Source organism: Rahnella perminowiae (assembly GCF_019049755.1).
Taxonomy (GTDB): domain Bacteria; phylum Pseudomonadota; class Gammaproteobacteria; order Enterobacterales; family Enterobacteriaceae; genus Rahnella; species Rahnella perminowiae.
Map to the genome: position 1 here is coordinate 22,275 of NZ_JAFMOS010000634.1, position 19,267 is coordinate 41,541.

General features: G+C 53.3%; 18 protein-coding genes. 1 reads left to right on the forward strand and 17 read right to left on the reverse strand.

Features of this window, described 5'->3' with window-relative positions; genetic code table 11:
* Nucleotides 1-71: 71 nt before the first annotated feature.
* Nucleotides 72-599, reverse strand: a complete 528-nt coding sequence (gene secM, locus J1785_RS23710; protein WP_129953193.1) for a secA translation cis-regulator SecM — start codon at nt 597-599, stop codon at nt 72-74.
* A 26-nt stretch (nt 600-625) separates the two neighbouring features.
* On the opposite strand from secM, the gene J1785_RS23715 reads away from it, so the two are divergent.
* Entirely contained in the window at nt 626-1,150 is a 525-nt protein-coding gene (locus tag J1785_RS23715) for a DUF721 domain-containing protein (RefSeq protein WP_129953194.1), read from the forward strand.
* A 15-nt stretch (nt 1,151-1,165) separates the two neighbouring features.
* Here J1785_RS23715 and lpxC read toward each other — a convergent pair whose 3' ends face one another.
* The 16 genes from lpxC to mraZ form a co-directional block, all read right to left on the reverse strand.
* Nucleotides 1,166-2,083 carry a UDP-3-O-acyl-N-acetylglucosamine deacetylase gene (gene lpxC, locus J1785_RS23720; protein WP_129953195.1) on the reverse strand — a complete coding sequence of 306 codons (918 nt, stop codon included), beginning with the start codon at nt 2,081-2,083 and terminating at the stop codon, nt 1,166-1,168.
* Nucleotides 2,084-2,182: 99 nt separating this feature from the next.
* A complete protein-coding gene (gene ftsZ / locus J1785_RS23725) occupies nt 2,183-3,337 on the reverse strand; it encodes a cell division protein FtsZ (protein ID WP_013577005.1) in 1,155 nt (384 codons plus the stop codon).
* A 71-nt stretch (nt 3,338-3,408) separates the two neighbouring features.
* Complete coding sequence (gene ftsA, locus J1785_RS23730; RefSeq protein WP_009634688.1) at nt 3,409-4,665, reverse strand: cell division protein FtsA; 1,257 nt, start codon at nt 4,663-4,665, stop codon at nt 3,409-3,411.
* Complete coding sequence (ftsQ, locus tag J1785_RS23735; RefSeq protein WP_129991313.1) at nt 4,662-5,498, reverse strand: cell division protein FtsQ; 837 nt, start codon at nt 5,496-5,498, stop codon at nt 4,662-4,664. The genes ftsA and ftsQ overlap by 4 nt, the downstream gene beginning before the upstream one ends.
* A 1-nt stretch (nt 5,499) precedes the next feature.
* Entirely contained in the window at nt 5,500-6,420 is a 921-nt protein-coding gene (locus J1785_RS23740) for a D-alanine--D-alanine ligase (protein WP_129953197.1), read from the reverse strand.
* Nucleotides 6,413-7,888 (reverse strand): UDP-N-acetylmuramate--L-alanine ligase, encoded by a 1,476-nt coding sequence (murC, locus tag J1785_RS23745; RefSeq protein WP_217220915.1) that lies wholly within the window; start codon nt 7,886-7,888, stop codon nt 6,413-6,415. Before murC ends, J1785_RS23740 begins: the two co-directional genes overlap by 8 nt.
* Before the next feature lie 78 nt (nt 7,889-7,966).
* Entirely contained in the window at nt 7,967-9,034 is a 1,068-nt protein-coding gene (gene murG / locus J1785_RS23750) for an undecaprenyldiphospho-muramoylpentapeptide beta-N-acetylglucosaminyltransferase (RefSeq protein WP_129953199.1), read from the reverse strand.
* Nucleotides 9,031-10,233 carry a cell division protein FtsW gene (gene ftsW, locus J1785_RS23755; protein WP_370278342.1) on the reverse strand — a complete coding sequence of 401 codons (1,203 nt, stop codon included), beginning with the start codon at nt 10,231-10,233 and terminating at the stop codon, nt 9,031-9,033. The genes murG and ftsW overlap by 4 nt, the downstream gene beginning before the upstream one ends.
* A 2-nt stretch (nt 10,234-10,235) precedes the next feature.
* Complete coding sequence (gene murD / locus J1785_RS23760; RefSeq protein WP_129953201.1) at nt 10,236-11,555, reverse strand: UDP-N-acetylmuramoyl-L-alanine--D-glutamate ligase; 1,320 nt, start codon at nt 11,553-11,555, stop codon at nt 10,236-10,238.
* Nucleotides 11,556-11,557: 2 nt separating this feature from the next.
* On the reverse strand, nt 11,558-12,640 hold the full coding sequence (mraY, locus tag J1785_RS23765; protein ID WP_217220916.1) for a phospho-N-acetylmuramoyl-pentapeptide-transferase: 1,083 nt from the start codon (nt 12,638-12,640) through the stop codon (nt 11,558-11,560).
* Nucleotides 12,634-13,995 carry a UDP-N-acetylmuramoyl-tripeptide--D-alanyl-D-alanine ligase gene (gene murF / locus J1785_RS23770; RefSeq protein WP_217220917.1) on the reverse strand — a complete coding sequence of 454 codons (1,362 nt, stop codon included), beginning with the start codon at nt 13,993-13,995 and terminating at the stop codon, nt 12,634-12,636. The genes mraY and murF overlap by 7 nt, the downstream gene beginning before the upstream one ends.
* Nucleotides 13,992-15,479: a UDP-N-acetylmuramoyl-L-alanyl-D-glutamate--2,6-diaminopimelate ligase gene (murE, locus tag J1785_RS23775; protein ID WP_129953204.1), complete on the reverse strand. Its 1,488-nt coding sequence runs from the start codon at nt 15,477-15,479 to the stop codon at nt 13,992-13,994. Before murE ends, murF begins: the two co-directional genes overlap by 4 nt.
* The gene (locus J1785_RS23780; protein ID WP_129953205.1) at nt 15,466-17,229 is read right to left on the reverse strand and encodes a peptidoglycan glycosyltransferase FtsI; all 1,764 of its coding nucleotides are present in this window, start codon (nt 17,227-17,229) and stop codon (nt 15,466-15,468) included. Before J1785_RS23780 ends, murE begins: the two co-directional genes overlap by 14 nt.
* A 26-nt stretch (nt 17,230-17,255) precedes the next feature.
* Nucleotides 17,256-17,576, reverse strand: a complete 321-nt coding sequence (gene ftsL / locus J1785_RS23785; protein WP_129953206.1) for a cell division protein FtsL — start codon at nt 17,574-17,576, stop codon at nt 17,256-17,258.
* The gene (rsmH, locus tag J1785_RS23790; RefSeq protein WP_129953207.1) at nt 17,573-18,514 is read right to left on the reverse strand and encodes a 16S rRNA (cytosine(1402)-N(4))-methyltransferase RsmH; all 942 of its coding nucleotides are present in this window, start codon (nt 18,512-18,514) and stop codon (nt 17,573-17,575) included. The genes ftsL and rsmH overlap by 4 nt, the downstream gene beginning before the upstream one ends.
* Before the next feature lie 2 nt (nt 18,515-18,516).
* Nucleotides 18,517-18,975 carry a division/cell wall cluster transcriptional repressor MraZ gene (mraZ, locus tag J1785_RS23795; protein ID WP_034787151.1) on the reverse strand — a complete coding sequence of 153 codons (459 nt, stop codon included), beginning with the start codon at nt 18,973-18,975 and terminating at the stop codon, nt 18,517-18,519.
* Nucleotides 18,976-19,267 lie beyond the last annotated feature (292 nt).

Genomic DNA, 19,267 nt, shown 5'->3' on the forward strand with positions numbered 1-19,267 from the left:
TATCTCTTGGAGGCCACGCAATGTAGCCAATAATTTGTTGATTTATAAATAGAGTTTAGAATTACAGTCTGTTAAATCAGAGGGGACGGACCGGCACGAATGCCTTGCACCTGTGCTAACCACAGGCCGGTTTGATACGATGAAGCAAGAGGGAGAAAAGGTTGCTGCGTCTGACGGATGATAACCGGAGGTTTTGGCTCATGGGTCAGTAAAGCATTCAGGGTCACCAGCAACGCGAGTTGCTGAACATGCAGCGGTTCAGCTTCCTGCATTTCTGCTTCCGGCTGCGCGACGGTGTAAACGACCTGCGGTGCCAAAGCAAAAGAAAGATGACGGATGACCGTGCGTAATGCATGCTGTTGCCAGTAATCTACACCGAAAGACGGGCGGCGATTCGCCTGGAGTAACGCAAGATTACTCAGCCCTGTGCTGGCGATAGTAAGACGGTTTAGGCTTGAGGATGTATTGGGAGCCGCTGGCAGTTCCGTTTGCGACAGGTTAGTGGACACGCCAAGGCTTGCCGCGACCATCCCCAACAGGAGATGCGGCCAAAAATACCTTCTGCCAAATTGTCGCCAACGATTTAGAATGCCAATCACAAGTTTACAATCCGCCGGAGCCCATCATGCGCGATAGTCGCCCACAATTATTAGATATCCTGTTCGATGACGCCTCTTCGACTGAACAAAGCCCGCTGCGTATTGTTCAACAGCGTGCGGCGGCGTTATTGAAACTCAACCGCGCAGTGAAAGGCCTGTTACCGGCACCCATGCAACCCTGGTGTCGTGTCGGTAATTATCGACAGGGAGTTTTAGTACTTGAAATAGCTAATGCCAGCTGGATGATGCGATTACGCTATGAACAACCCGCATTACTCTCTGCACTTCGAGCGCAAATTCTACCATCATTGTCATCAATCGACATCAGGATTAATCCTTCGCTCATGGCGAAAATGGAAAATGCTTCGCAGATTGCGGTTAAAAATAAAGCGAACGCGTCAGAATCTATGCCTGTCAGGCATTTGAGTGCACAAAGTGCAGAGGAATTAAGGGGACTTGCGAGCCGGAGCCCGGAGAAACTCAGAAAGGCTTTAGAACGACTGGCTGAATTGGCCGGAGAGAGTGCCAAACCAACCAGTCGTAATAAGTAATACCAAAAGTACCGATTACGCCAATACTGTAGACGGTGCTTTAAAAGCCAGTGGCATTTCAGCTTCATCCTGGAACGTGACTAATTCCCAGGCTTCCTGCTTAGCCAGTACCGCTTGCAATAACTTGTTGTTCAAGGCGTGGCCAGATTTGTAGGCGGTAAACGCACCAATAATGTTATGCCCACACATGAACAAGTCACCGATAGCATCCAGCATTTTGTGACGAACGAATTCATCTTCAAAACGCAGGCCATCTTCGTTAAGCACACGGTAATCATCTACAACAATTGCGCAATCAAAGCTGCCACCCAGGCACAAACCGCGTGACTGCAGGTACTCGATATCACGCATGAAACCGAAAGTACGTGCCCGGCTGATTTGGCGAACAAATGCTTCTGCGGAGAAGTTCATCTTGTAGCGCTGAGAACTGGAATCAATCGCCGGGTGATTGAAGTCGATGGTGAAGTCCAGAGAGAAACCATTAAAGGGTTTGAACTCAGCCCACTTATCACCGTCTTCAACACGCACAGTATCTTTGATGCGCAAGAATTTCTTCGCGCTGTTCAGTTCTTCAATCCCTGCATCCATCAACAGATAGACGAAAGGTGCGGCACTACCGTCCATAATAGGCACTTCCGGCGCGTCGACTTCGATAATAATGTTATCGATGCCCAGGCCTGCTAATGCCGCATTAAGGTGTTCTACCGTAGAAATGCGTACGTCATGCTCATTAACCAGGCAAGTACAGAGCATGGTATCACGCACGGATTTTGCATCTGCCGGGAAATCAACCGGTGGATTCAAGTCAGTGCGACGATAGATGACCCCGGTATTTGCCGGTGCAGGACGCAGAGTCAGGGTGACTTTCTTGCCGGTATGCAAACCGACGCCCGTCGCCTGAACGATACGTTTTAATGTACGTTGTTTGATCATCGTTTTTATCTCGCAATGTTTATCCATCCAACCGACCTAAGCATACCTTAAGGTCGGCGGGACAGTTTAGCACAAAGAGCGGAGATCCTACAATTCGGACTAGTCTGCCTGCTTACGCAGGAAGGCCGGGATGTCCAGATAGTCGGGCTCTTTATTGGATTGCGCACTTTGATCATTCACCACTTTAGCAGCAGGTTTCGTTTCCTGCGGCAACGGAGACATACCGTGCTGCTGGTAACGATGATCCATCACGGGCTGGCTGGCTGGCTTGTTAGTCACCAAAGTGATCTCAGGACGTTTGTCCATGCCGATACCGGTTGCAACCACGGTCACACGCAGCTCGTCATTCATTTCCGGGTCAAGAGACGTACCGATAACCACGGTTGCGTTATCTGATGCGAAAGCACGAATGGTGTTACCCACGGTTTCGAATTCATCCAGACGCAGGTCGAAGCCAGCAGTAATGTTGACCAGAACGCCGCGCGCGCCGGACAAGTCGATGTCTTCCAACAGCGGGCTGGAGATCGCCATTTCTGCCGCTTCTTCAGCACGGTCTTCACCGCATGCCACACCAGAACCCATCATGGCATAACCCATTTCGGACATGACGGTGCGCACGTCGGCGAAGTCGACGTTCATCAAACCCGGACGGGTGATCAGCTCAGCGATACCCTGCACCGCACCTTTCAGCACGTCGTTGGCCGCACCGAAGGCGTCCAGCAGAGAGATACCGCGACCCAGAACTTTTAACAGCTTGTCGTTCGGGATAGTGATCAGAGAATCCACATGTTTGGACAATTCAGCGATACCCTGCTCCGCAAATGCCATGCGTTTTTTGCCTTCAAAGTTGAAAGGCTTAGTCACCACAGCCACGGTCAGAATACCTAAATCTTTTGCTACTTCAGCCACCACAGGCGCTGCACCGGTACCGGTACCGCCACCCATGCCCGCTGCGATAAAGACCATATCAGCACCTTCAAGCGCAGCGCGCAGGGCTTCACGATCTTCTTCTGCAGAATTGCGACCCACTTCCGGGTTCGCACCAGCACCCAGACCTTTGGTAATACCACTACCGATCTGAATAGTCTGTCCTACTGCCGTTTTACGTAACGCCTGGGCGTCTGTATTAACGGCAAAGAATTCAACACCTTCGATGCGCTCACGCACCATGTGTTCGACAGCGTTGCCACCGCCACCGCCGACGCCGATGACTTTAATCACCGCGTCATTGGTCAGTTCCATAGGTTCAAACATAGTTTCTCTCCGTTTTGTGCCTGTCGCTTCGGGATCAAAAAGCTTAACAGCATGATCCCGTTGTTAAAACATTAAAACTCTTTTCTCAGCCAGCTGTTGATTCGTTTGAACCAGTTGCCCACTGAGGCGCGTTTTTCCACTTCGGCCTCACCGCTCAGGTGAGACTCCTTCCCGTAGTGCAGCAGCCCTACAGCCGTTGAGTAGTAAGGTTCCTGCGCATAATCTGTCAGCCCGGTGATGTTCAAAGGTTGCCCGATGCGCACCTGGGTATGAAATACCCGCTGCGCACAAGCTGCCAGACCATCAATTTGTGCTGCACCGCCTGTGAGTACAATGCCAGCGGCCAGATGATGTTTTACGCCTTGCTGACGTAACTGCTCCTGCAATTGCAAAATTTCGTCGTTCACTAAATTCAGCAATTCTGTGTAACGAGGCTCGATAACTTCAGCCAGTGTCTGACGCTGCAGACTGCGTGGTGGACGTCCACCGACGCTCGGCACTTCGACATTTTCGTCTTTGCCGACAATCGATCCTAATGCACAACCGTGGCGAACTTTGATCGCTTCGGCATCGGTCGGCGGCGTTCCAAACGCATAAGCGATGTCGCTGGTGACCACGTTCCCTGCATACGGGATGACCTTAGTATGACGTAGTGCGCCGCCGGTATAAACCGCGATATCCATGGTTCCACCACCAATATCAACGACACAAACCCCTAATTCACGCTCATCTTCGGTCAGTACCGCATAACTGGCGGCCAGACCGGCAAAAATCAGCTGGTCAACTTTTAAGCCACAGCGTTCAACCGCCTTCACAATGTTCTTTGCCATATCGTTATGGCAGGTAATCAGGTGGACTTTAGCCTGCATACGCACGCCGGAAAGACCGACCGGATTTTTAATCCCTTCCTGATAATCAATGGCATATTCCTGAGGGATCACATGCAGAACCCGATGCTCATCCCGCACGCGGACTGATTTAGCGGTATGCACCACATTCTCTACATCTTCCTGCGTGACTTCCTCTTCTGAAATAGGAACCATCCCTATTTCATTCTGACAGCTGATATGTTTACCAGACAAAGCAAGGTAAACAGAGGAAATCTGGCAATCCGCCATCAGTTCAGCCTGATCGATGGCGCGCTGTACGCACTTCACCACCGATTCCAGATCATTCACGCCACCCTTGTCCATGCCCCGGGACGGGCAACTGCCCACACCGATAATATTGACCATGCCATCGGGCAGAACCTCCCCCACCAATGCGGCTACTTTTGCCGTACCGATCTCCAGCCCAACTACCAGTTTTCTGTCCGTCGACTTGATCATTGTTGTTTAGCCTGTGCCTGATTCTGTTGCTGATTACTGTTTTGCTGGTCAATAAACTCTGGAGCCCAACCCACCGACGCACCGCTGTCATAACGTAAATCGACATAAGTGATGCGTTTTTTATCGGCTTGTGCCTGTTGCTGGAATCGCGGGTAAAGCTCGATAAAACGTTGTAAACGCCCCATCCGGTCATCTCTCCCCAATTCCAGCCGGACGTCATTATCCAGAGTTAACTGCCACGAGTGACGTGCACTCATTGCTACCGCTTTCAACGTGAACTTTCCGGCGGCCAGCGCCTGACTCATCGTTTGAAAGCCCTGCAAAACATCCTGTTCGCTGCCTTCCGGACCGTAAAGCAACGGCATTTTTTGTTTGACCACACGCTCAGCGGGTATGCTGAAAGATTTGCCATCGGCATCAACCATATGCAGATCATTCCAGTGTGCGACCGGCACATACTCCACGAGGTGTATCTTGAGTTCATTCGGCCATTGCTTACGTACGCTGACCTGTTTTATCCAGGGTAAACGCTCAATCTGCTGCTGAATGACGTTTACATCCTGCGTCATGAACGTTCCCGGTGCCCCTAAGGACAGAATCGCCTGACGAATATCATCATTGGTCGTGTAATGCCGCTCGCCGGTGACGACTAACTGGGATAACGGCAATCGGTTTGCATCCTGCATCCAGCCGACAACGGCCCACGCACTCCATAAAATCGTTCCTACCACCAGCAGCAGAAACACGATCCCTGCCAGCTGGCCACCGTTACTGCGACGGCCGTTGCTCTCAGCCGTCTCACGCTCTCGGGTATTCAGGGCGGCTTGCGACATATCAGTCTGCCAGTTCCAGAATACGGAAAACGAGTTGCGGGAAACTCAGCCCGGCGTGTTTAGCCGCCATCGGCACCAGACTGTGACTCGTCATTCCTGGCGAGGTATTCGCTTCCAGTAAATTGAAGTTGCCATCACCGTCCTGCATGACGTCGACACGCCCCCAGCCGCTGCAATCGAGCGCCTTATAAGCCTGCAACGCCAGCACAGTCAACTGCTGCTCCTGCGCTTCGCTTAACCCGCTCGGGCAAAAATATTGTGTTTCATCAGACAAATATTTTGCCTGATAGTCATAAAATGTACCGGCAGGCTGGATGCGAATGGATGGCATCACCTGATCGCCCACGATAGCCACGGTATATTCCGGGCCGCTCAGCCATTTTTCGATCAGTACGTTATCGTCATGCCTGAAGCCTTCCTGCAGAGCAGGCAGCAACTCTTTTTCCGTTGTCACTTTGCTCATCCCGACACTGGAACCTTCACGGCTTGGTTTGACGATCAGCGGCAGACCCAGTTCGGCGATTTTTGCCGCCAGAGCGCCCTGCCCTGCTTCTTCAATTTGTGAACGATGCAATGCGACAAACGGCGTAACCGGTAGCCCTAAAGCCTGCCACACCAGTTTGGTGCGGAACTTATCCATGGTCAGCGCCGACGCCATTACACCGCTGCCGGTATAAGGCAAACCGATTTGTTCCAGCAACCCCTGCATCGTCCCGTCTTCGCCACCGCGACCGTGAAGTGCGATAAAGACTTTGCTGTAACCTTCTTCCCTGAGAAGCGCCACATTAAAGGTTTTGGTATCGATGCCGTGGGCATCAACACCGGATTCGCGTAAACCTGCCAGTACCGCGGCGCCTGACTGTAATGACACATCGCGTTCTGCGGAAGTTCCCCCGAACAATACCGCTACTTTCTCAGACATGATGTTCTTCACCTTTCTTAACCGGTTGCAGCTTTTGATCAGCCAATTTACGGGCTACTCTGCCGACATTACCGGCACCCTGAACCAGAACTAAATCATCACCGTCAAGGATTTGCGCCAGACTTTCCGGCACCGCCTCAATATCAGAAACCAAAATCGGATCAAGCTTGCCGCGTGCGCGAATAGTGCGGCACAACGAGCGGCTGTCCGCGCCCGGGATTGGCGCTTCTCCGGCCGGATAGACATCCAGCATAATCAGCACATCAACCTGTGAAAGCACATTGGCAAAATCATCGTACAAATCGCGGGTACGGGTGTAACGGTGCGGCTGGAAAATCATCACCAGGCGTTTGTTTGCCCAGCCCGCACGTGCCGCTTTGATCGTGGCATCGACTTCTGTCGGATGGTGACCGTAGTCATCGACCAGCATTGCACTCCCCGTTTTACCGTTCACATTTTCCAGCGCGTACTCGCCCAGGAAATCGAAACGGCGTCCGGTACCCTGGAAGCCTGCCAGCGCACGTAAAATAGCGTCGTCGCTGATATTTTCGTCAGTCGCGACGGCGACGGCGGCCGCAGCGTTCAGGGCATTGTGACGACCCGGCGCGTTCAGCGTCACACTGATGAGCGGCAAGTCCTGGCGGCGCAGCGTAAAGTGCCCTTGCGCACCTACCTGACGATAGTTTTCGATAATCACATCGGCATCTTCGCTGAAACCGTACGTCGTCATATGACGGCCTACGCGGGGTATCAGCTCACGGATCACCGGATCATCAATGCACATCACTGCGCGTCCGTAAAACGGCAGGTTATGCAGGAAATTGATGAAGGTTTGTTTCAGGATTTCAAAGTCACCCTGATACGTATCCATATGATCTGCTTCGATATTGGTCACGATAGCAACCATCGGTTGCAGATGCAGGAAAGACGCATCGCTTTCATCTGCTTCAGCAATCAGAAAACGGCTTGAACCCAGACGCGCATGCGTGCCTGCGGCTTTCACCAGTCCGCCGTTGACAAAGGTCGGATCCAGCCCGGCCTCGGCATAAATACTGGTTACCATTGCCGTGGTCGTTGTTTTACCGTGCGTACCTGCCACGGCGATGCCGTGACGAAAACGCATCAGTTCTGCAAGCATTTCCGCACGGCGGATCACCGGAATACGGGCTTCGCGCGCCGCAACGATTTCCGGGTTATCGGATGAAATCGCCGTGGAAACCACCACCACGCTGGCATCCAGCACGTTCTCAGGGCGGTGATTAAAATAAATCGTCGCGCCCAGTGCAGTCAGTTGCTGAGTCACTGCATTCGGTGCTAAATCAGAACCGCTGATCTGATAGCCTTCATTGGCCAACACTTCGGCGATACCACCCATGCCGGCACCACCGATGCCAACAAAGTGAATGTGCCGGACACGATGCATCTCAGGCACGAAGGTACGCAGTTTCGCCAATTGTTGTGTATTCACGTTTTTATTCACTATTTCAGGTTACTGATTAATCCGTTTCTTACGGCTGGGACCATACACTGCATGGCCCGTTCACTTTCATTTTTTGCTGGCGGTAACCACTTCTGCGGCAACACGCTCTGTCGCATCGGGAATGGCGGCGGCACGTGCAGCCATCGCCATCCCCATCAGATGGGTTCTGTCCCATCCGGCCATCAGATCAGCGACGGCGGCGGCACTAAAATCTTTCTGCTCAATAATCTTCGCAGCGCCGGCTTTTTCCAGCGGCAGCGCATTCCAGTACTGTTGACGGTCTTTGTGCTGGAAAGGCACAAAAATCGCGGGTAAGCCTGCGGCAGCAATTTCGCTGACCGTTAACGCCCCGGAACGGCAAACCACCACATCAGCCCAGGCGTAAGCCTCTGCCATGTCATCAATGAATTCGGTCACTTTATGCTGCGCCTGACCGGCTTTTTCATAAGCCTGATTCACGGACTCCAGCGCACCTTTACCCACCTGATGCCACAGCGTAATTTTATCGCCCATCAGCGCCGCCACGTCCGGCATGCTCTGATTAAGGACGCGTGCGCCCTGACTGCCACCAATCACCAGCACACGGATTGGCCCTTCACGACCGGCCAGTCGGGTTGCCGGTAATTCCAGCGCCAGGACATCCGTGCGCACCGGATTGCCAACAACGTCAGCATGTGGAAATGCACCCGGAAACGCCTGCAACACTTTTTTGGCAATATGCGACAAACCTTTATTGGTCATACCGGCAATACCATTTTGCTCGTGTAACACCACCGGAATGCCCAGTGACCAGGCCGCCAGCCCCCCGGGGCCGGACACGTATCCGCCCATGCCCAATACCACATCTGGCTGGAAGCGTTTCATGATCGCCTTCGCCTGACGCCACGCATGATATATGCGAACAGGGGCAGTAAGTTGCGCTTTCAGACCTTTCCCACGCAATCCGGCAATTTTAATGAAATCAATATCGATACCGTGTTTGGGTACCAAATCCGCTTCCATCCGGTCTGCTGTACCCAGCCAGCGAACTTCCCAACCTTGCGCGATAAGATGATGGGCTACTGCCAGTCCAGGGAAAACATGTCCACCGGTACCGCCGGCCATCACCATTAAACGCCGGGCATTGCCACTCATCGGGCACTCCTTACAAACGCCTGGGCTTTTGCCAGCCGCGTTTCAAAATCCACTCGCAGCAATAACACGATTGCCGTCGACATAATTAACAGGCTCGAACCGCCGTAACTGATGAGCGGCAGTGTCAGACCTTTCGTTGGCAACATGCCCGCCGCGGCTCCGACGTTAACCAACGCCTGAAAGCTGAACCATACGCCAATTGAACAGGCTAAGAACCCGGAAAAACGCTGGTCAGTTTCTAACGCCCTGCGTCCGATAGACATGGCGCGAAAAGCGACGAAGAATACCATTAACAGGGCTAAAACCACACCGAAATACCCCAACTCTTCACCTAAAATGGAGAAGATAAAGTCAGTATGTGCTTCAGGTAAATACTCCAGTTTCTGGACTGAATTACCTAATCCCTGCCCCCAGAATTCCCCACGACCAAATGCCATCAGTGACTGCGTTAACTGGTAGCCACTACCAAACGGATCCGCCCACGGATTCCAGAACGATGTCACACGACGCATACGGTATGGCTCGGCAAGAACCAGCAGTACTACGGCGAATACGCCCGAACCGATAATGGCCAGGAACTGCCACATCTTGGCACCCGCCAGGAATAACATCGCCAGCGTAGTGATAAACAGCACAACCACCGTACCGAGGTCAGGCTGAGCCAACAGCAATACGGCCAGCACCACCATCACGCCCATGGGTTTGCAGAAGCCCCAAAAGTTACTGCGCACTTCATCCACTTTGCGCACCAGATAGCTGGCGAGGTAGCAAAACAGTGACAACTTGGAGAACTCTGCTGGCTGAATACGCAGGGGTCCGAGAGAAATCCAGCGTGATGCCCCGTTAACCGAGCTACCCACAACCAGCACCACCAGCAGCATGATCACCGACAGCAGTAGCAGAACGTTGCTGTACTTCTGCCAGACCGCCATCGGCACGCGTAATGTCACCAGCGATAAACCAAACGCCAGACCGAGATAAATGGCATCGCGTTTAGCAAACAAAAACGGGTCATCTGCCAGACGCTGGCCAATCGGCATTGAGGCCGATGTCACCATCACGAAGCCGACGATAGCCAATCCGAATGTCAGCCACAGCAACGTCCGGTCATACAACACCAGTGTGACGGAGTCGTTTTCTTTGGAGCCCATCACCCAGTCATTAAACTTGGCGGCGAGGCTCAGCCCGGGGATCCGAATCCTCATGAGCCCAGCTCCTTCGCCAGCGCGGTAAAGACATCGCCGCGTTGTTCAAAACTGCGGAACTGATCCAGGCTCGCGCAGGCTGGCGACAGTAAAACCATGTCCCCGGAAGCCACACGCGTGCTGATATCACGCATCGCCTGTTCCATCGTTTCAAACAGGGAGGAAACCTCAGGACGCAAATCCGCAAGCTCCGCACCATCACGCCCAAAACAATAAATACGTAACTTATCGCCTTGCAGATAGCGCGTCAGTGGCGAGAAATCAGCTGATTTCCCGTCTCCGCCCAACAGCAGGTGCAACGTGCCTTCAACATGCAGCCCGTTTAATGCCGCTTCGGTGCTGCCCACATTGGTGGCCTTCGAATCATTAATCCAGCGCACGCCGTTATGCTGCCATGCCAGCTGGAAACGGTGAGCCAGACCGGTAAAGGTCGTCAGCGCTTTCAGACTGGATGCATGAGGGATACCGACCGCATCCGCCAGCGCCAGCGCCGCCAGGGCATTGGTATAGTTATGGCGTCCTGTGAGCGGCATTTCGCGGGTATTCAGGACTTTCTCACCACGGACACGCAACCAGATATCATCTTGCTGACGGGTCAGATGGTAATCACCCACATCGACGCCAAAACTCACACAACGTTTATCCGCACCACGTACCGGCATGGTCAGCGCATCGTCGGCATTAACGACACACAATGCTGCGTTCTCGTAAACCTTCAGCTTGGCTGCCCGGTATTGCTGCAAACCAAACGGATAGCGATCCATATGGTCTTCAGTTACGTTAAGAATGGTCGCCGCAGCCGCGTGCAGACTGTGCGTGGTTTCAAGCTGGAAGCTGGAGAGCTCAAGCACAAACAAATCATATTCGTGATCCAACATAGTCAGCACAGGCAAACCGATATTACCGCCTACGCCCGTGCGCCATCCGGCCGCTTTCGCCATCTCGCCAACCAGCGTGGTGACGGTGCTTTTGCCGTTCGAACCGGTAATGGCGACGATCGGGGTTTGCGTTTCACGGCAGAACAATTCGATATCGCCGATGATTTCCACGCCTGCGTCTGCAGCAGCGCTGAGTGCCGGCGTTGCCAGCGCAACACCCGGACTTGAAATGATCAAATCCGCGTCCAGCAGCCAGTCTTCATTGAGCGAACCGAGGTGACACTCAATGTTATCCGCCAGTTTATCGAGCCCTGGCGGGCTGACGCGGGTATCAATAACACGCGGCGTTACGCCACGTGCTGCAAAGAAATCAACACAAGAGAGGCCGGTAAGACCCAGCCCGATGATGACCACTTTTTTACCCTGATAGTCAGCCATATTTATCGTACCTTCAGCGTCGCCAGGCCAATCAGCACCAGCATCAGCGAAATAATCCAGAAACGCACAATGACGCGCGGTTCCGGCCAGCCTTTAAGTTCATAGTGATGATGAATCGGCGCCATACGGAAAATACGCTGCCCACGTAACTTAAAGGACCCGACCTGCAGGATGACCGACAGCGTTTCGACAACAAACACACCGCCCATAATCACCAGTAAGAACTCCTGACGCAGCAGCACGGCGATAGTACCCAGCGCGCCTCCCAAAGCCAGAGAGCCGACATCCCCCATGAAAACTTGTGCCGGATAGGTGTTGAACCACAGGAACCCCAGCCCGGCACCGACAATGGCAGTACACACGATCACCAGCTCACCGGCATGGCGCAGATACGGAATGTGCAGATAGCTGGCGAAATTCATGTTACCGGTCGCCCATGCCACCAGCGCAAACCCCGCCGCGACGAAAACCGTTGGCATAATCGCCAGACCATCCAGACCGTCCGTCAGATTTACTGCGTTACTGGTACCGACAATCACAAAATAGCTCAGCAGGATGTACATCAAACCCAGCTGCGGCATGATGTCTTTAAAGAACGGCACCACGAGCTCGGTCGCAGGCGTGTCTTTACCAATGGCATACATCGTGAAGGCCGCCGCCAGCGCAATCACGGACTGCCAGAAATATTTCCAACGGGCAATCAGGCCCTTGGTGTCTTTACGCACGACTTTGCGGTAGTCATCGATAAAGCCCACCCCCCCGTAACCCAGCAATACGAACAGTACACACCACACGTACGGGTTGGACGGATAGGCCCACATCAATACGGAAATCGTGATAGACGCCAGAATCATCAGGCCGCCCATCGTCGGTGTACCACGTTTACTGAAATGTGATTCCGGGCCGTCGTTACGCACAACCTGACCGAAAGACATTTTCTGCAGGCGGGCAATCATGCGAGGCCCGATCCATAACGACAGGAACAACGCGGTCAGCAGGCTGACAATGGCGCGAAACGTCAGGTAAGAAAAGACGTTGAAGCCGGAATAATATTTGACCAAGTGTTCGGCCAGCCAAACTAACATGTTGCATTCTCCTGTAACGCGCGTACTACCTGCTCCATTGCGGCACTACGTGAACCTTTAATTAAAACGGTAATTACCGCATGTTCAGACAGTAAGCTCGTTAAACGGGCCGTCAGGGCTGCCTTATCTTCCAGATGTTCACCACACCCGCTGACATCACTGATGATGCGGCTGTCATGACCAATACTGAATACCTTGTCGATACCGGCGTCGCGGATAGCTTCGCCGACCTGGCGGTGGCAGCTTTCGCTTTCAGCGCCCAGTTCCGCCATATCGCCTACCGCCATTACGCGGTATCCCGGCATCTCTGCCAGCACCTGTGCGGCAGCGGTCATGGAACCGACGTTGGCGTTGTAGCTGTCATCGAGCAAAGTTTTGCCGTCGCAAAGTGCGATAGGGAACAGACGCCCTTTGACGGATTGCAATGTCGCCAGCCCGGCGCGCACGTTTTCCAGCGATGCGCCTACAGACAGCGCCAGCGCGGCCGCAGCCAGGGCATTGGCGATGTTGTGACGGCCAGGCACCGGCAGTGAAACGTCAATGTTTCCCTGAGGAGAATGCAGCGTGAATGCGGTATTTAACGGGCTGAGCTTGACGTCAGTTGCACTGAAATCGATGCCTTCAGCAAGAATCGGGGAGAAACGCCAGACAGTTTTGCCGTTAAGCTTGTGCTGCCAGTTGGCATAATCATTGTTGTCCGCATTAATAACGGCAATGCCTTTTTTCGGCAGCCCTTCGAAAATCTCGCCTTTCGCACGGGCCACGCCGGCAAGGGAACCGAAACCTTCCAGATGTGCGGCAGACAGGTTATTTACCAGCGCCGTCTCAGGCCGCGCCAGCGCAGTGGTATAGGCGATTTCACCCGGATGATTCGCGCCCATTTCTATCACAGCAAAATCATGTTCTGCCGTCAGTCGCAGCAATGTCAGCGGAACACCAATATCGTTATTGAAGTTACCTGCGGTATACAGCACATTGCCGCACTCGCGCAAAATCGCCGCTGTCATCTCTTTCACAGAAGTCTTGCCGGAAGACCCCGTCAGACCAACGACTCGGGCAGGAACCTGCTGACGCACCCAACCGCCCAGTTGTCCGAGTGCAATACGAGTGTCCGTTACCAGGAGTTGAGGAACATCCACCGGTAAGCGCTTACTTACCAGTAAAGCCGCGGAACCGGCTTTTACGGCATCAACCGCAAAGTCATGGGCATCAAATTTTTCGCCTTTGAGTGCCACAAACAAACCGCCTTCGGTCACCTGACGGGTATCGGTCGTTACACTGTCAATTTGGGTATCAACCCCGATAAGCTCAGCGTTGAGCGCATCGGCCAGAGTTTGCAGGGAAACGCGGATCATGCGATCACCCCCAGCAAACGAGCGACCGTAACGCGGTCGGAATAATCGAGACGCTGATTGCCGACAAGCTGGTAATCCTCATGCCCTTTACCGGCAATCAACACGACATCATCTTCTTTAGCCTGCATGATCGCACTGGTGACTGCTTCTGCGCGGCCATGAATTTCCTGCGCGCGCCCGGCATCAAGCAGGCCTGCAAGAATATCGGCAACGATAGCGCGAGGCTCTTCACTGCGGGGATTATCATCGGTAACAATCACGCGGTCGGCGTATTGCTCAGCGATACCGCCCATCAGCGGACGCTTGCCTTTGTCACGATCGCCACCGCAACCAAAGACACACCACAATGTGCCACGACAATGCAGACGTGCTGCCGCCAGGGCTTTTTCCAGTGCATCAGGCGTATGAGCATAATCAACCACTGCAGTGGGTTTACCCGGCGCATTGAAAACTTCCATGCGACCGCAGACCGGTTGCAACTGAGAGGCTGTCGCCAGCAATTGTGCCAGCGGATAGTCCAGAGAAAGCAGCGTTGCCAAGGCAACCAGCAGGTTACTGACGTTGAATGCGCCCATCAGGCGGCTCTCCAGCCGGCCTTCGCCCCAGCTGGAATCGATGTTTACGGTGGCACCGTTATCGTGATAATTCACGCTACGGGCTACCAGCCAGCGGCCATTCCAGCCTGCCGGAATTTTGTCTTCCATGCTGACCGCAATCGCATTTGGCGTTTTTGCCAGCCAGCGTGCGCCAACGTGATCGTCAGCATTAATAATTTTTTGGCCGACCTGATGTGAAGCGAAAAGCTGCCATTTGGCGTCTTCATAGCTTTGCATATCACCATGATAATCAAGGTGATCACGACTCAGGTTGGTAAATGCGGCAGCGGCAAAGGGCAGTGCGGCAACACGATGCTGAACCAGCCCGTGTGAAGAAACTTCCATTGCAGCAAAAGTTGCGCCCTGTTTCACCAGATCAGCCAGAATATGCTGAACCTGTACGGCAGAACCGGTGGTGTTTTCGGCGGGCACGACGCTATCCAGCAACCCGTTGCCCACGGTGCCCATGACGGCACTGGTTTCGCCCAGCAACTGGCTCCACTGCGCCAGCAGTTGCGTGGTGGTGGTTTTGCCATTGGTGCCTGTTACGCCAACAAGACGTAATGTTTTGCCCGGCTGCTGGTAAAAACGGCCCGCCAGCTGTGACAGCAAAATATTTAAATCTTCCAGATAAACGACCGGTACACCATGCATCTGGCAGACCGTTCCGTGCTTTTGTTCACCTTTTGCCTCGGCCACCACGGCGGCGACGCCCTGAGCAATTGCCTGGGGAATAAAACGACGCCCGTCACTGGTATGGCCTGAAACCGCGACAAACAGATCGCCGGCAGCTGCAACGCGGCTGTCCAGAATCATGTCTTTTAGCGCTACCGCCGGGGCATCACTCACCCAGGGCGCTAAGATGTCGCGCAAATTACGATCTGCCACCTGAAGCCTCTTTTTGATTATTCACTATGTCTGCGTTTTCATCGGCAGTCAGCGCATCTGGTTCAACGTTCATGGTACGCAATACCCCGCCCATGATGGCGCCAAACACCGGTGCGGAAACGGCCCCACCGTAATATTTCCCTGCCTGTGGATCGTTGATAACCACGACAAGGGCAAATCTTGGATTGCTTGCTGGCGCAACGCCGGCGGTATAGGCAATGTATTTATTAACGTATTTCCCGTCCGGCCCGACCTTTTTCGCGGTACCGGTTTTGATCGCAATGCGGTAGCCCTTGATCGCCGCTTTCACACCGCCACCGCCGGGCAGCGCCACGCTTTCCATCATATGTACGACGGTACGCACCAGTGGTTCAGGGAAAACGCGCTCGCCGGAAACCGGCGGATCAACCCGGGTAATCGACAACGGGCGATAAACGCCCATGCTGCCGATGGTTGCATAGACTCGCGCTAGCTGGAGAGGTGTCACCATTAGCCCGTAGCCGAAAGAGAAGGTGGCCCTCTCTATGTCAGACCACCGTTGTTTTTTAGGGTATAAGCCACTGCTTTCTCCGACCAGCCCCAAATTGGTCGGTTTTCCCAATCCGAATCGCGAGTAAGTGTCTACCAGCTCTGCGGATGGCATCGATAACGCCAGTCGTGAAACACCAACGTTACTCGACTTCTGCAAGATACCCGTGACGGAAAGTTCCGCGTAACGGGCCACATCTTTAATCTCATGACCGTTAATCCGGTACGGCAAGGTATTGAGTACGCTGTTCTCGCGCACCACACCATTTTTCAATGCCGTCATCACTACCATCGGTTTCACGGTTGAACCCGGTTCGAAGATATCGGTGATGGCGCGGTTACGCATCACGTCTTTTGGCGTATCCGGCATGTTATTTGGGTTGTAGGACGGGCTGTTGGCCATCGCCAGAACTTCACCGGTTTGCACATCGACCAGCACCGCAGTGCCCGACTCCGCTTTATTGAATGCCACCGCGTTATTGAGCTCGCGGTAAACCAGCGCCTGCAAACGCTCATCGATGCTCAGCGCCAGATTGTGTGCCGCCTGGCTGTCTACGGTAGAAATATCTTCGATAACGCGACCGAAGCGGTCTTTACGAATAGTTCGCTCGCCCGGTTTACCGGTCAGCCAGCGGTCAAAACTCTTCTCAACGCCTTCAATACCTTCGCCGTCGATATTGGTGACGCCAATAACATGCGATGTCACCTGCCCGGCAGGGTAATAGCGGCGGGATTCCTGACGCAGGGAAATTCCCGGCAGTTTGAGTTTACGAATATATTCGCCGACCGCAGGATTGACCTGGCGTGCCAGATAGACAAAGCGTCCGTTGGGATTGGCAGTAATACGGGAAGAAAGCTGAGCAAGCGGCATATTCAGCGCATCGGCCAGTGCTTTCCATTTGGTATCGGTGGTGATACCGCCGCGATCGCTAATTTCTTTAGGGTCAGCCCAGATGGCGTTAACCGGCACACTGACCGCCAGCGGGCGACCTGAGCGATCAGTAATCATGCCACGGGATGTGGGAATGGTTTGTACGCGCAGGGAACGCAGGTCGCCTTCCTTCACCAGCTTATCCGGATTAATCACCTGCAGATACGCCACGCGCAACATCAGGCCAACCAATGCCAGCAGGATACAGGCGCACAACAACGCAAAACGCCAGCTGATGAAGCTGGCTTGGTTTTCGGGACGCTTTAACTTCGCGGTGCGTGTTGCTTTCATTCGCTGCCTGTATTCTCCGTGGGCATTTAAGGTTGAACCACAATAATTTCTTGAGATGGATCAACGTGTTGCATCTGCAATTTCTCCGTTGCGATGCGTTCCACCCGGCTGTGATCGCCGAGGGCGTTCTCTTCAAGGATCAGGTTGCGCCATTCAATATCCAGCGCATCCCTTTCCAGGACTAATTGTTCGCGCTGAGCCGTCAGCAAACGCGTACGGTGAGCGGTAGTGACCACTAAAATTGCACTGACCAAAACGGCGATCATCAGAATTAACGGGATTTTGCCGTTGCGAAGAATATCGCCGGCGATCACTCCCACTAATCCGTGGCGTTCGTTGCCTATCACGCTGTTGTTCTCTCAGCAAAACGCAGAACAGAACTGCGGGCCCGTGGGTTTTCGGCCACTTCGGCTTCAGAGGGCATCATTTTCCCGACTGATTTCAGTGAACGTCCGCCAAGTTCTGCGATTTGTGCTTCCGTCATCGGAATACCGGCCGGCACCTGCGCGCCACGGCTATGCTGACGGATGAAACGTTTTACAATCCGGTCTTCAAGAGAGTGGAAGCTGATCACGGATAAACGGCCTTCAGGCGCCAGAATTTCCAGTGCGCCATCCAGCGCGCGTTCAATCTCTTCCAGTTCACTGTTGATATAGATACGGATCGCCTGGAAACTGCGTGTGGCCGGGTGTTTGTGCTTCTCACGTACTGGCGAGGCATTAGCGATCAAATCCGCCAGTTCCTTGGTCCGTGTCATCGGCAATTCGCGGTTACGCTCGACGATCGCGCGTGCGATACGTTTGGCAAAACGCTCTTCACCAAACGTTTTCAACACCCAGGCAATATCTTCAGCTTCAGCTTTCATCAGCCACTCAGCAGCTGAATAACCTCGGGTCGGATCCATACGCATATCCAGTGGCCCGTCACGCATGAAGGAGAATCCACGTTCAGGATCGTCAAGCTGCGGAGAGGAAACACCTAAATCCAGTAAGACGCCGTCGATCTTGCCTTCCAGACCACGATCCCGCGCATAGTCAGCAAGGTTGGAAAAAGGTCCGTGAACAATGGAAAAACGGGGATCATCAATAGATTCTGCGGCTTTGATCGCTTGTGGATCGCGATCAATCGCCAGCAAGCGTCCGTCCGGCCCAAGCTGGGACAGAATCAAACGTGAATGGCCACCACGGCCAAAAGTTCCGTCTATGTAAATGCCGTCCTGTTGAATGTTGAGGCCGTTAACGGCTTCATCCAGCAAAACGGAAGTGTGTTTATAGTTTTCAACCATGCTTATAATGACAAGTCCTGTAACCGGTCAGAAAGGGGTTCCTGAGACGATTGTTCAGCGTCGATGTCTTCCTTAACTTGTTGATACCAGGTCTGTTCATCCCACAGCTCAAACTTGTTGAACTGCCCAACCAGCATCACTTCTTTTGCCAGCCCGGCATGCTGACGTAATGTCGTTGCAATCAGCAGACGTCCGGCGTTATCCATCTGACACTCACTGGCATGCCCCAGTAACAGGCGCTGAATACGGCGCTCAACAGGGTTCATGCTCGACAGACGGGACAATTTTTGTTCGATAACTTCCCACTCAGGGAGGGTGTAAAGAAGAAGGCATGGGTGATGGAGGTCTATGGTACATACCATTTGACCTTGCGATTCTTCGCTCAACAAATCCCGATAACGGGTAGGTACGGCAAGTCGCCCTTTGCTGTCGAGGTTAACCATCGTCGCGCCACGAAACATGACCGCTCTACCCCTCTGTGACCCTTTCCACCACTTTCCCCCACAAATTCCCACAGAAAAGAGTTTACGGATGGTTTTAAAACCTTGTCAAGCCAGAGCGGAGACGGTTTGGCAATATTTACGCAGCCACACAAATGCTTAGCGCAATGTGATGAGGTTTTTTAGAGGGGGGATAGAAAATAACGTCATGATTAGTTGAAGAAATTTCGGAGGGTTAATAATTTCGTTTAAAAAAAAGCCAAACTGAACATTATTTAACTATTTATATTCTTCTGCTATCTAACTCTCATTT